At 72.3% G+C, this 12,252-nt stretch carries 13 protein-coding genes; 9 read left to right on the forward strand and 4 right to left on the reverse strand.

Features of this window, described 5'->3' with window-relative positions; genetic code table 11:
* The first annotated feature begins 53 nt into the window (after nt 1-53).
* The gene (locus ABD269_RS34055; RefSeq protein WP_344124344.1) at nt 54-935 is read left to right on the forward strand and encodes a helix-turn-helix transcriptional regulator; all 882 of its coding nucleotides are present in this window, start codon (nt 54-56) and stop codon (nt 933-935) included.
* A gap of 13 nt (nt 936-948) precedes the next feature.
* Here ABD269_RS34055 and ABD269_RS34060 read toward each other — a convergent pair whose 3' ends face one another.
* Nucleotides 949-1,860, reverse strand: a complete 912-nt coding sequence (locus ABD269_RS34060; protein WP_344124346.1) for a LysR family transcriptional regulator — start codon at nt 1,858-1,860, stop codon at nt 949-951.
* A 119-nt stretch (nt 1,861-1,979) separates the two neighbouring features.
* Between ABD269_RS34060 and ABD269_RS34065 the strand changes: the two genes are divergently transcribed.
* From ABD269_RS34065 to ABD269_RS34080, 4 genes are all read left to right on the forward strand, one after another.
* Entirely contained in the window at nt 1,980-2,330 is a 351-nt protein-coding gene (locus ABD269_RS34065) for a DoxX family protein (protein WP_344124348.1), read from the forward strand.
* Between the two features lie 82 nt (nt 2,331-2,412).
* Nucleotides 2,413-3,066 carry a GmrSD restriction endonuclease domain-containing protein gene (locus ABD269_RS34070; protein WP_344124350.1) on the forward strand — a complete coding sequence of 218 codons (654 nt, stop codon included), beginning with the start codon at nt 2,413-2,415 and terminating at the stop codon, nt 3,064-3,066.
* Nucleotides 3,067-3,101: 35 nt separating this feature from the next.
* Nucleotides 3,102-3,356 (forward strand): hypothetical protein, encoded by a 255-nt coding sequence (locus ABD269_RS34075; RefSeq protein WP_425573039.1) that lies wholly within the window; start codon nt 3,102-3,104, stop codon nt 3,354-3,356.
* A 128-nt stretch (nt 3,357-3,484) separates the two neighbouring features.
* Entirely contained in the window at nt 3,485-5,104 is a 1,620-nt protein-coding gene (locus tag ABD269_RS34080; protein WP_344124354.1) for a purple acid phosphatase family protein, read from the forward strand.
* Between the two features lie 59 nt (nt 5,105-5,163).
* On the opposite strand, the gene ABD269_RS34085 is transcribed toward ABD269_RS34080, so the two are convergent.
* Complete coding sequence (locus ABD269_RS34085; protein ID WP_301890791.1) at nt 5,164-5,703, reverse strand: hypothetical protein; 540 nt, start codon at nt 5,701-5,703, stop codon at nt 5,164-5,166.
* Between the two features lie 126 nt (nt 5,704-5,829).
* Here ABD269_RS34085 and ABD269_RS34090 point away from each other — a divergent pair, with 126 nt between their 5' ends.
* From ABD269_RS34090 to ABD269_RS34100, 3 genes are all read left to right on the forward strand, one after another.
* Complete coding sequence (locus ABD269_RS34090; RefSeq protein WP_344124357.1) at nt 5,830-6,339, forward strand: HAD domain-containing protein; 510 nt, start codon at nt 5,830-5,832, stop codon at nt 6,337-6,339.
* A 139-nt stretch (nt 6,340-6,478) separates the two neighbouring features.
* A complete protein-coding gene (locus tag ABD269_RS34095; protein WP_344124359.1) occupies nt 6,479-7,801 on the forward strand; it encodes a TolB-like translocation protein in 1,323 nt (440 codons plus the stop codon).
* A 50-nt stretch (nt 7,802-7,851) separates the two neighbouring features.
* Nucleotides 7,852-8,679: a methyltransferase domain-containing protein gene (locus ABD269_RS34100; protein ID WP_344124361.1), complete on the forward strand. Its 828-nt coding sequence runs from the start codon at nt 7,852-7,854 to the stop codon at nt 8,677-8,679.
* A gap of 53 nt (nt 8,680-8,732) precedes the next feature.
* Here ABD269_RS34100 and ABD269_RS34105 read toward each other — a convergent pair whose 3' ends face one another.
* The gene (locus ABD269_RS34105) at nt 8,733-9,230 is read right to left on the reverse strand and encodes a hypothetical protein (RefSeq protein ID WP_344124363.1); all 498 of its coding nucleotides are present in this window, start codon (nt 9,228-9,230) and stop codon (nt 8,733-8,735) included.
* A gap of 381 nt (nt 9,231-9,611) precedes the next feature.
* Here ABD269_RS34105 and ABD269_RS34110 point away from each other — a divergent pair, with 381 nt between their 5' ends.
* Nucleotides 9,612-11,273, forward strand: a complete 1,662-nt coding sequence (locus tag ABD269_RS34110) for an ABC-F family ATP-binding cassette domain-containing protein (protein WP_344124365.1) — start codon at nt 9,612-9,614, stop codon at nt 11,271-11,273.
* 42 nt (nt 11,274-11,315) lie between these two features.
* On the opposite strand, the gene ABD269_RS34115 is transcribed toward ABD269_RS34110, so the two are convergent.
* A complete protein-coding gene (locus ABD269_RS34115; protein WP_344124367.1) occupies nt 11,316-12,209 on the reverse strand; it encodes a glycoside hydrolase family 16 protein in 894 nt (297 codons plus the stop codon).
* Between the last annotated feature and the right edge of the window lie 43 nt (nt 12,210-12,252).

Raw genomic sequence — 12,252 nt, forward strand, 5'->3', positions numbered from 1 at the left:
AGACGCTACAGTCGGCCCGCTATGGAACCTCGGTCGAAAGGCGCACACTTCTTGTGGAAAGCGGTCAGATCCCCGGAGTCCGGCAGCTGCGCTACGCCCCGGCCGTCGGGGCGGCGTTCGGCGTGGAGGTGCTCAGCTTCGAGCGGCTGCGGCGCATGGACGGCGGCCGTCGCCGGACCTGGCCCCAGCGCCCGGACTTCCACGTCCTGGCCCTGGTCGCGTCGGGCGCCGGGCAGCACATGGCCGACTTCGTCGACCACCCGCTGAGGGAGCGGAGCGTCGTGTGGATCCGGCCGGGCGTGGTGCACCGCTGGACCGACGTCGAGGATCTGGACGGCCCCTTGATCCTGTTCGCACAAGGCTTCCTGCCCGCTCCGGGCCCCGCGGCGCACGCGGCGGGGGACGTCTTCGCCCCCAGTTGCTGGCAGTTGGAGGCGGATGCCTGGGAGCTGGGCCTGAGGGCCGCGGATCACCTGGGTCACGAGCACGCGGCGGCCGTCTCGGTTCCGCGGCTCGCTTCGGCACCGCTGCTCGCCCACCTGCTGTCGGCGCTCGTGCTGCGGGTGCTGCCTCCCGATCCGGTCCCGCCCACGGCGGGGAGCGCGGAGGAGTTCGCGGTCTTCCGCCGCTACCGGGCCGCGGTGGAGGAGCGGTTCGCCCGGCAGCACCACGTCGCCGACTACGCCTCCGCGCTCGGCTACGGCCAACGGACGCTGACCAGGGCGACCCGTGCCGCCACCGGCCTGGGCGCCAAGCAATTCCTCGATCAGCGGATCCTGTTGGAGGCCAAGCGGCTGCTCGCGCACACCGGCCTTCCCGTCGCACGCTGCGCGGAGCGCCTCGGTTTCCGCGACGCCGCGAACTTCACCACGTTCTTCCAGCGCCAGACGGGGATGCCGCCGAGCCGCTGGCGCGCCGGGCACGGCAGCCCTTGACCGGTCCCCCTGCTCAGGGGCCCTCTCCCCCGGCCCGGGTGCTGTTGTCCAGGCAGCTGCGGACGAAAGCCTGAACGGAGAGGTCGGTGTCGTCGGCGGGGGCCCAGGCGACGGCGACCCGGCTGGGGCTGACGCCGCTGACGGGGCGGTAGGTGATGCCGGGGCGGGCGTAGTAGCGGGCGGCGGATTCGGGGGCGAGGGCGATGCCGTAGCCGTTGGCGATCGCGCTGAGCCAGTCGTCGGGCCGGTCGGTGACGGCGCCGATGCGGACCGGCCGGCCCTCGCGTTCGTCGGCGGCCAGCCAGTAGTCCCGCCACCGGCCCGTCTCGGGCGGGGCCGCGACGAACGGCTCGTCCCAGAGGTCACGGAAGGGGATCAGCTCGCGCGCGGCGAAGGGGTGTGCCGTGGGGAGCGCGACCCAGCGGGGCTCGGTGAACAGCGTCTCGACCCGCAGGGCGTCCTGGCCGGGGAAGGGCAGCCGCAGCAGGGCGACGTCGGTGTCCCCGTGGGCGAGTCCGGCGGTCGGGTCGGACCAGGCGGCCTGCCGCATGTCGGCCCGCCAGCCCGGCCGTCGGCGGGCGAACTCCGCGATGATGTGCTGGGTCGCCTCGTTGGCGGCACTGGCCACGAAGCCCACGCGCAGCACGCGTTCCGCCCGGCCGGCCGCGCGCCTGGTCTCCCGCAGCGTCCCGTCCCAGTCGGCCAGCAGGGCGGGCGCCCGTTCCGCCAGGGCCCGGCCCGCCGGGGTGAGGGTCATGCCGGTGCGGGACCGTACGAACAGGGGCACGCCGAGCCGGGTCTCCAGCTGCCTGATCTGTTTGGTCAGCGCCGGCTGGGAGACGAAGAGCCGTTCCGCGGCGCGGGTCAGGCTCCCTTCGTCCGCCACGGCGACGAAGTAGCGCAACAGCCGGGTGTCGACATCCATGCCATCAGGTTATGGACGCAGGTATTGGACGCCGATCCGGGGCTCGTCGAGGCTTGTCGAGGCGAGCGCGGCAACGCCTCGCGGACGCACGCGCTGTGCTCGAACGGAAGGGGAGGCGCATGTTCATCGCCTATGTGGTCATCACCGTCGTCGCGATCGTGGCGAACGCCGGGATCGCCGTCGCGGACTTCTCGAAGGCCGAGTTCGTCCTGGCCAACTCGGCCGAGGTGAGAGTCCCGCGGGCCTGGCTGCCGTGGCTCGCCGCGCTCAAGGCCGCCGGAGCCGCCGGGCTCCTGCTCGGGCTCCTGGGCCTCCGGCTCGTCGGCGTCGCCGCCGCGACGGGACTCGTCCTGTTCTTCTGCGGTGCCGTCGCCGCGCACGTCCGTAGGCGCGTCTACCGCAACATCGCGTTTCCCGGCGGCTTCCTGGGGCTGGCCACGGCGTCGCTCGTGCTCGCCGTCGCGCGATAGACATCCCGGAGCCACTGCTCCACCCGAGTGGCCTTCGCCCGTTCTGCCCGGCCCGACGGAGCACGGTCGGTACTTTCGCCCCGTGATCACCACCTATGTAAGGCGATCGGCCACGGCCGTCGCCCTCGCGCTGACCGCCCTCCTCAGCCCGGTCGTCGCGGTTCCCGCCGCGGCCGCGCCCCTCCAACTCCCCGAGCCGACCCCGGTGGACACCGCCCGTGACGAGCTCGCGGACCTGACCGTCGAGGCGCCGCACCCGATGAACGGCTACTCGCGGGCGAAGTTCCCGCACTGGGCTCAGCAGGGCAACAACTGCGACACCCGCGAAGTCGTCCTGAAGCGTGACGGCAAGGACGTCGCCACGGACGCCCAGTGCCGCGCCGTCTCCGGCTCCTGGTACAGCCCGTACGACGGCAAGACCTTGAACTCGGCGTCCCAGGTGGACATCGACCACGTGGTGCCGCTCGCCAACGCCTGGCGGTCCGGGGCCGACGGCTGGACGACCCCCGAGCGCAAGATGTTCGCGAACGACCTGGAGCACTCGCAGCTGATCGCGGTGTCCGCGGCCTCCAACAGGAGCAAGGGCGACCAGTCGCCCGACAAGTGGAGTCCGCCGAACCGCGCCTACTGGTGCACGTACTCCCGCGCCTGGGTGGACATCAAGCACCTCTACGGGCTGTCGGTGACACCGCCGGAGGAGGAGCAGCTCGTCACCATGCTCGACACCTGCGAATGACGGCTGACGGGCCCGGGCAACGGTATGCCGACACGGTGACCGCCGGTCCCGGTGGCGCGATGACCGACGAGGTCGGCGTCATCAGCGGCGACGTCACCGTGGTCACCGCCCTGGGGCCGGACGGCCGGGCGGTGGTGCGGATCCAGTACCTCGGGGCCGACGAGTGGTACACCCTCACCGGCAGCCCCGCCGCCGTACCGCCGGAGGGGCTGCGGCCTTTGCACGACGCGGTCGTGGAGGCCGTACGCCGCGGCGGCGAGGCCGTCGTCCCCGGGCCCGGCCGGCGGTAGGGCCGCTCGCCTCGGTCTCGCCCGGGGCGAGTCGTACCCCGTGGCTTCGGTCATAGGTGGATCGGCGAGTGATCACTTACAGTGCGGTGCTCTGGAGCATCAACTCCCCACTGTGAAAAGGGTGTTTCATGGCGATCACGCGCAGATCCGTACTCAAGGGCTCGTCGGCCGTGGCGGCCGTCTCGGTCGTCGGGGCCGCCGGGGAGGCGACCGCCGCGCCGAATGCCGGGCAGCCGTCCGCCGGGCCGTTGCTGCAGTCCAAGCCGCACCGGCTGGGGGCGCCCAGTGTGCTGGGCATACACCTGCAGTTCGGCTCGGATCCCTCGTCCGAGATGACCGTCTCCTGGATCACCCCGCAGTCGGTGCGGCGCCCGCAGGTGCGGCTGGGCTCGCCCGACGGCGGGCACGGCCGGGTGATCGACGCCGAGACGAAGACGTACCGGGACGGCCTGTCGAAGGACGAGGTGTACGTCCACCACGCCCGGATCACCGGCCTCCGCCCGGCGACCACGTATCTGTACGCGGCCGGGCACGACGGGGCGAGCCCGGAGACCGGTTCGTTCACCACGGCGCCGCGCGGCCGCAGCGCGTTCACCTTCACCAGCTTCGGCGACCAGGCGACGCCCAACCTGCGGCGGGTGATCCACCTCCCGGACGGCGTCCCGTCCCCCGTCAACCGCTTCCCGCTGCACAGCAGCAGCCAGGTCGGCTCGCCCGCCTCCGCGGACATCGTCTCCGCCGTGGAGCGGGTCGGTCCGCTGTTCAACCTGATCAACGGCGATCTCTGCTACGCGGCGATCGCCGGTGCGTGGGGGATGAGCCGGACGGCGACGTGGGCGGACTGGTTCATCAACAACAGCCGCTCCACCCGGCTGCGCCCGTGGATGCCGTGCGCCGGCAACCACGAGAACGAGAAGGACAACGGCCCCATCGGCGCCGCCGGTTACCAGACGTACTTCGCGCTGCCGGAGTCGGCCGCCTCCTCGGACGAGGAGACCCGGGGCATGTGGTACGCGTTCACCGTCGGCGCGGTCCGCTTCATCAGCCTCGCCAACGACGACGTGGCGCTGCAGGACGGCGGGGACACCTATGTGCACGGCTACTCCGGCGGTGCCCAGCGGCGCTGGCTGGAGCGCGAGTTGAAGGCGGCGCGATCGGACCGCGGCATCGACTGGATCGTGGTGTGCATGCACCAGCCGATGATCTCCAGCACCAGGTCGGCGGGCAGCGACCTGGGGGTGCGCGAGGCGTGGGGTCCGCTGTTCGACCAGTACGGGGTCGACCTGGTGGTCAGCGGGCACGAGCACCACTACGAGCGGTCGCACCCGGTGCGCGGCACCCTCCCGAACGACGCCCGCACCCCGATTCCCGTCTCCACCCGGACCGATGTGATCGACACGGGCAAGGGCACCGTCCACATGATCATCGGTGGCGGCGGGAACATCGCCACCACTCAGGACGACCTCTTCGACACCCCGAAGGCCCGGGTCCTCGTCGGGCTGAGCGACAAGACGACGCCCTCGGGCCACAAGGATCCCGTCTGGATCTCCGAGGACGCGCCGTGGGCAGCCGTCCAGGACCGTAAATACACCCACGGGTTCGCCGCGTTCGATGTCGACCCGGGCGACCGGCGCGGCGGCCGGACCCTGATGCGGGTCACGTACTACACCTTCGACGGCCCTCACGGTGATCTGACGCCGGTGGACACCTTCACCCTGGAGCGCTCGCGCTCCGACGCGCGCTCCTGAGCCACGGCAGAACGGCCAGCGGCGCCGGGTTCCCTTCATGGGCCCGGCGCCCCGGGCGGTCAGAGCCAGCTGACCCGGGCGCTGCTGACCGGCTCGTCGCCGGGCGCCACCGCGAGCTGTCCCGCGTGGACGCCGTCGAGCAGGCGCCCGACGGCGTCCACGATCTGCGGTACGGCCGCGTGGAGATCGGCCGGGTCCGTCGGTGCGATCTCTTCCGGGGACAGCCCGATCTCCTCCAACAGGGCGGCGACGTCGGAGAGTTTCCCGGTCAGCCACTGCACGGGGTCGGCGGACAGTTCCTTGACGAACACCCTCGAACCCGGATTCCAGCCCCGGAAATTCGGGTGGTGGTGGGTGCGGTCGAAACTCCCGGGGGCGGAGTCCACCGACTCCAGCAGGTCGACGCGCCAGAGCGGCCTGTCGATGGCGATGGGCCGTGCGGAATAGATGTCCCCCTTCAGCTCCCCGCGCTCGAGGAGCCGAAGCTCCAGACGGACCCCGCGCTCGGGGCTCTCCTGCCCTGGCTCCGGGTCGGGATCGACGAAATAGAGGTCGCTCACCACGACGCCGATGCGCTCGAAGCCGAATGCGTACAACACGGCGACACCATCCTGAAGGTCGGCTGCTCCTGTCACACGGATCCAGCATGCCCGCGACGACGGCCGCGGTGAAGCGCGCCCGGGCGCCGGTGCGGCGGCGGCCCGCACGGCCACTACGGTGGAGTGGTGATCAGCTCCGCGCAGCACCCCCTCCTCTTTCTCGACGTCGACGGACCGCTCATCCCGTTCGGGGCGACGCCGCAACAGCTTCCCGGCGGGTATCCCACGTACGGGACGGGACCCGAAGACGCGAATCCGTTGCTGGCCAGGATCAACCCCGCGTACGGGCCCCGGTTGACGGCGCTGCCGTGCGAACTGGTGTGGGCCACGACATGGATGTCGGAGGCCAACGAGTGCGTCGCGCCACGGCTCGGTCTGCCCGAGCTGCCGGTGGTGGTCTGGCCGGAGTCGTCCGACGAGGACGAGTGGGACGGCCTGCACTGGAAGACCCGGGCCCTCCTCGCCTGGGCGGACGGCCGTCCCTTCGCCTGGGTCGACGACGAGATCACCGAGGCCGACCGGGCCTGGGTGGCGGCGCACCACCCGGGACGGGCCCTGCTCCATCGCGTCGATCCCCGGCAGGGCCTCACGGACGGGGATTTCACCGCTCTGGACGAGTGGCTGCGCGCGGGGTGACCCCCGGCCGGGGGCGCGGCGCGCCGTGTCCGACAACTGCCGTATCCGCGGCGGAGGCTGCTCCTCCCCATTGACCGGGCCGGTCGGCGCGGCTTGGCTGCGTTCCTGACCTTTCGTGTCCCGTCCCAGAGGGGGAACCATGCGTTGTCTCGCACGAGCCGCCATGCTGGTCACCGCGTTGAGTGCCTGCGCGGCAGTCACCGTGCCGGTGGCATCCGGCGCCGAGCACCAACGGCCGCGTACGGAACGGGTGAGCGTGACCGCCGACGGCGCCCAGGCCAACGGCGAGTCGTACACCGGCGGCATCAGCGCCGACGGCCGCTACGCCACCTTCAGATCCCGGGCCACCGATCTGGTGCCCGGTACCCATGACGGCGTCAACCTGTTCATCAAGAACTTACGGACCGGCGCGGTCGAGCAGGCCAACGTCGCGAGCGACGGCACCGCGGCCGACGACTCCTCGTTCGACATCGCGCTCAGCGGCGACGGGCGGTACGCCGTCTTCGAGTCGAGGGCCGACAACCTGTCCCGGGACAAGCGTCCCGGGGACACCGATCTCTTCGTCCGTGACCGCAGGACGGGGCGGACCGAGCTGCTCCTGGAGAACAAGAACCAGCAGCAGGGCACCTCGTACGAACCGGCCATCAGTGCCGACGGCCGGTTCGTCGCCTTCTCCTCCGACCGGACCGATCTCGTCCCCGGGCCGAGCACCGATCCGATGGCCGTCTACGTACGGGACCGCTGGAAGGGCACCACGCGGCGGGTGAGCGTCCGGTCGGACGGCAGCCAGGCGGGTACCCGCTCCGCGGCGCCGGTCATCAGCGCCGACGGCAGCAAGGTCGGGTTCCTGTCGCTCGGCGGCCTGGACGAGGGGCAGCGGGCCGAGGCAGGTCCGGGGCTGAACAAGCCACGGCTGAGCACCTTCTACGTCCACGACATGCGCACCGGCCGGACCGAGCTCGCCGCCCGGCAGCTCGACGGCCGCGGCGTCGGGGCGACCGACATCGGCCTCAGTCCCGACGGGCGCTACGCGCTCTTCTCCAGCCGCAGTTCCGACGTCGTGCCGGGCAAGACCACGCACACGTCGGACGCCTACGCCAGGGACCTGCTCACCGGCACCACCCGCCGCCTGAGCCTCGCCCACGACGGCGCCGAGGCCCAGGGCGAGTCCCGCGGCCCTGCCATGAGCGCCAACAACCGGAAGGTGTTCTTCACCTCCACCGCCACCAACCTCGTCCCCGGCGGAAGCGACGGGCACTCGGCCGTCTACGCCCGGGACCTGACGACCGGCTCCGTCGAACGGCTCGACGTCGCGGACAACGGAACCCCGGCCAACGGCGATTCGGACGGAGTGGCGGTCGACCACTCCGGACGCACGGCGGTGTTCACCAGCGCCGCCGACAACCTCGTCCCCGATGACACGGACAAGACCGTCGACGTGTTCCTGCGCCGCCTCGGGTGACCTGCGCGGGGCCGGATGCGCAGCGGCGGCGCCCGGCATAGGGTCCCGCCATGAGCAACCGCTATGCGCCGCACGCCTTCTCCCACATCGACGCGCACCATGACCCGGTACGGCTGGTCGACGCGCTCCACCGCTTGGAGAGCGAGCCGTTTTTCGTCTCGTACAAGCAGCGCGTACGCGACCTGCTGCGGGCCCGGCCCGGGCGGCGGTTCCTCGACGTCGGGGCCGGGACCGGGCACGCCGCCCGCGAGCTCGCCGCCGGGACCGGTGCCGAGGTCGTCGCCTGCGACCTCTCCCGGACCATGTGCGCCGAGATGAAGAAGACCGGCCTGCGGCGGGTGGCCGTGGCCGACAGCCACCGACTTCCCTTCGCCGACGCCTCGTTCGACGGCGCCTGGGCCGACCGCGTCCTGCAGCACGTCGAGGATCCCGGCCGGGCCCTGGACGAAATGCTGCGCGTCATCCGCCCCGGAGGCCGGATCGTCGTCTGCGACCCGGACACCGCGACCCAGGTCCTCGACATCGAGGACCACGACCTGGCCGACAAGATCCTCGCCCTGCGCCGGACCGCCGGCATCCGCCACGGCACCTTCGCGCGGCGCGTGCCCGGCCTGCTCACCGCCCGCGGCCTGGTCGAGGTGGAGGTCGAACCCCGCACCCTCGTCGTCCGCGACCAGCGCACCGTCGACGGCACGATGGGCATCCGCGACTGGGCCGGCGCCTTCGCCGACCGCGGCCACCTCGACCGCTCCGAGGCCCAGCGCTTCGACGCCCTCGTCGACGACGCGATCCGAGGCGGGCGGTTCCTCTACGCCGTCACGTACTTCCTCACCTCCGCCACCCTGCCGACGGCGGACCGGGCGGACGATCCCCGCTGACGTACGGGGAGACGTTTCACTCCGGCCGTTCCCCCTGCGGCACGGCGTATTGCTCACCGGGGCGGAGGCACGGCCGGTCCGGGTTCGATGTCGAGGTAGCGGTGGTGGCGCGGGCCCTGGTATTCGAGGGCTTCCCAGCCGAGTCCGCGCAGGACGTCGGCGCAGCGCCGGAGTTCGGTGTGCTGCTGGTATTGGGCGCCGCTGCCGGGTGGGCCCAGCCATTCGACGCGGGCGGCGGCGGGCGGGGTGCCCGTGGTGACGTGGTAGCCGGTCGCGGTCCGTTGTCCGTCGGGACCTACGGCCGAGGGCGGGATGCCGGCGGCCTCCAGGCTGAGGGCGACGGCGCGGACCGGCCGGCGGCACTCCCACGCGGCGGGTACCGCGAGGGGGTCGGCGGCCTCGCTGTTCATCAGCCGCCGGATCTGCAGCAGCCCGTCGAACGCGGCTCGTACCGCCGCCTCGCGCGCTTGCGGGGACGTGGCGGCGGGAGCGTGGGCGCCGGTCGCCGCCTCGAAGACCGCGGGGCCGGGGGTGCCGGGATCAGCTGCCATCAGGTCACCGCGGGCATGCGGAGGGCCGGGATCGCTTCCTCGTCCATGCGCCCATGGTCCCACCCGCCAGGGTGGGTGCGGAAATTCGGTCGCACCGGCGTGAGCGGTCGCGTTACAGTGTCGGGGTCCTGTTGTCTCCGATAGAGGTGGACGTTGCGCATCTGAGGTTCGCGATCATCACGCGGTACGGCTTCGTCCGTACGCCCGTCACGCCGTCGGCATTCCTGCCGCCCGTGACCCCGCGTGGATGCGACCTCGGTGCATGAGCCGTCCCCCCGCTCTCCAGAGGACCGGACCGCACCCCCTTTTTCGGCCTGGTCGCCGCGTGGTGCTCGCACACGAAGCCCCCAATCCACAGCGCTTACGACTGCGAGAATCCCCATGGCCGACACCATCACACCCGGCACCTCCCTGACCTGCTCCGCCCTCTCCTTCCGGTGGCCGGACGGCACACCCGTCCTCGACGGGCTCTCCCTCAGCATCGGCCGGGGCCGCACCGGCCTCGTCGGAGCCAACGGCACGGGCAAGTCCACCCTGCTGCGGCTGCTGGCCGGACAGTTGCGTCCCTCGCAGGGGTCGGTGACCGTCGGCGGCAGCCTCGCCTACCTCCCGCAGAACGTCACCCTCGACACCGCGCTGCGCGTCGACCAGGCTCTGGGCATCGCCGGGCGCCGCGCCGCGCTGCGCGCCATCGAGGCCGGAGATGTGCGCGAGGAGCACTTCGGCACGGTCGGCGACGACTGGGACGTCGAGGAGCGGGCGCTGGCGACGCTGGGCTCGCTCGGGCTCGGCGGCGTCGAACTGGACCGCACCGTGGGGCAGATGTCCGGCGGTGAGACCGTTCTGCTGCGCCTGGCGGCGCTGCTCCTGGAGCGTCCCGACGTCCTGCTGCTCGACGAACCGACCAACAACCTCGACCTGTTCGCGCGCCGTCGGCTCTACGAGGCCGTCGACTCCTGGCGTTCCGGTGTGCTGGTCGTGGTGAGCCACGACCGTGACCTGCTGGAGCGGGTGGACCGCATCGCCGAGCTGCGGTCCGGGTCGGTGAACTGGTACGGAGGCGGCTGGTCCGCGTACGAGGAGGCCCTGGCCACACAGCAGGAGGCGGCCGGGCGGATGCTGCGCGCCGCCGAGGCCGACGTGCGCCGGCAGAAGCGCGAACTGGAGGAGACCCGGATCAAGGTGGACCGCCGCCGGCGGCACAGCAAGAAGATGGACGCCCAGCGGCGGGCCCCGAGAATCGTCGCGGGCGAACGCAAGCGGCAGGCGCAGGAGTCGGCGGACAAGCTCCGCGGCTTGCAGGAGGACCGTCTCGACGCGGCGCGCGAGCGGCGGGAGGCGGCGGCGGACGCGATCCGCGACGACGCCGAGATCCGGGTGAGCCTCCCCCGCACCGCCGTGCCCGCGGGCCGCACCGTCCTGAGTATGGACGGGCTGCGCCCGCGGTTCGGCAGGCTGCGCGAGGGGAACCTGCGGGTGCACGGGCCCGAACGCATCGCGCTGGTCGGGCGCAACGGAGCGGGCAAGACCACGCTGCTGCGCACCCTCGCCGGGGAGCTCGCGCCGCTGTCCGGCGAGGCCAGGACGTACGTGCCGCTGCGGTTCCTCCCGCAGCGCCTGGACGTGCTGGACGAGGAGCTGAGCGTCGCGGCGAACGTGACCCGGGCGGCCCCCGGCGTCGCCGACAACCACGTCCGCGCCCAGCTCGCGAAGTTCCTGTTCAAGGGATCACGTGCCGAACAGGTCGCGGGCACCCTGTCGGGCGGCGAACGCTTCCGGGCCGCCCTCGCGGCGACGATGCTCGCCGCACCGGCCCCGCAACTGCTGATGCTGGACGAGCCGACCAACAACCTGGACGTGGCCAGTGTGCGGCAGCTGACGAGTGCTCTCGCTTCCTACGAGGGCGCGCTCCTGATCGCCGGTCACGACCTGCCGTTCCTCGAATCGGTCGGCATCACGCGCTGGCTGCTCGTCGCGGAGGAGCTCCAGGAGACCACCGCCGAAGACGTCCACGACCTGCTGGAAGCGTCGGAAGCGGGCTGAGCGGCCGGCCGTGCCGCCGCGTGGACGGCGGCACGGCCGCGGTCATGACGCCGCGTAGGCCCGTACGTAGTCCACCGTCATCGTCGCCGGAAACGCCGTGGTGGCGTCCGGCGGGCCGGGCCAGTCGCCGCCCACCGCGAGGTTGAGCAGCAGGAAGAAGGGGTGGTCGAAGATCCATTCCTTGCTCGGGGCGTCGGCCGGTGTGCGGGTCTGGTAGGTGTGGCCGTCCACGGAGAAGGCGAGCCTGCCGGGCTGCCAGTCGACGGCGAAGGCGTGGAAGTCGTCCGAGAAGGGCCGCCCGTCCGGGAGGCGGTAGTCCTTGGTGAGGCCGTGTTCGCCGGAGTAGCCGGGGCCGTGGGCGGAGCCCCAGACGGTGTCGGCCTCCTTGGCCCCCACCTGCTCCATGATGTCTATCTCGCCGCACTTGGGGTCCTGGCAGGGGTGGTCCCCCTGGTCGTCGCCGAGCATCCAGAAGGCCGGCCACAGCCCCGGTCCGGCGGGCACCTTGATGCGTGCCTCGAAGCGGCCGTAGCGCTGGGCGAAGGTCCCGCGGGTGATGAGCCGGGCCGAGGTGATGTCGCAGGGGCCGACGGCGCAGCGCGTGCCCGGAGCGGGCGCGCGGCGGGCGGTGATGTTCAGGTTGCCCTTGCCGTCGAGCGAGGCGTTGTCGGGGCGGTCGGTGTAGTTCTCCCATTCGTGGTTGCCCCAGCCGTCCGCGCCCGTCTCGTGCACCCACTTCGCCGGATCGGGCCGGCTCCCGGCGGGTCCGGTGAACTCGTCCGACCAGACAAGGCGCAGACCGGGGGCGGTCGCCGTGGTCGCGGGGCTCGACGGCGCGTGCGAGGCCGGGGGGCCGCCGCAGGCCGCCAGGGTCAGGGGCAGGACGGCCAAGGCCAGTACCCAGTGGCGGGGGCGGCGCCGGTGAGTCGGGAGCATGCGGGGCCTTGTCGTTCGTCGGGACGCGTACAGGGAGCGTACG

Origin of the sequence: Streptomyces blastmyceticus, assembly GCF_039521185.1 — a bacterium.
Classification (GTDB): Bacteria; Actinomycetota; Actinomycetes; order Streptomycetales; family Streptomycetaceae; genus Streptomyces; species Streptomyces blastmyceticus.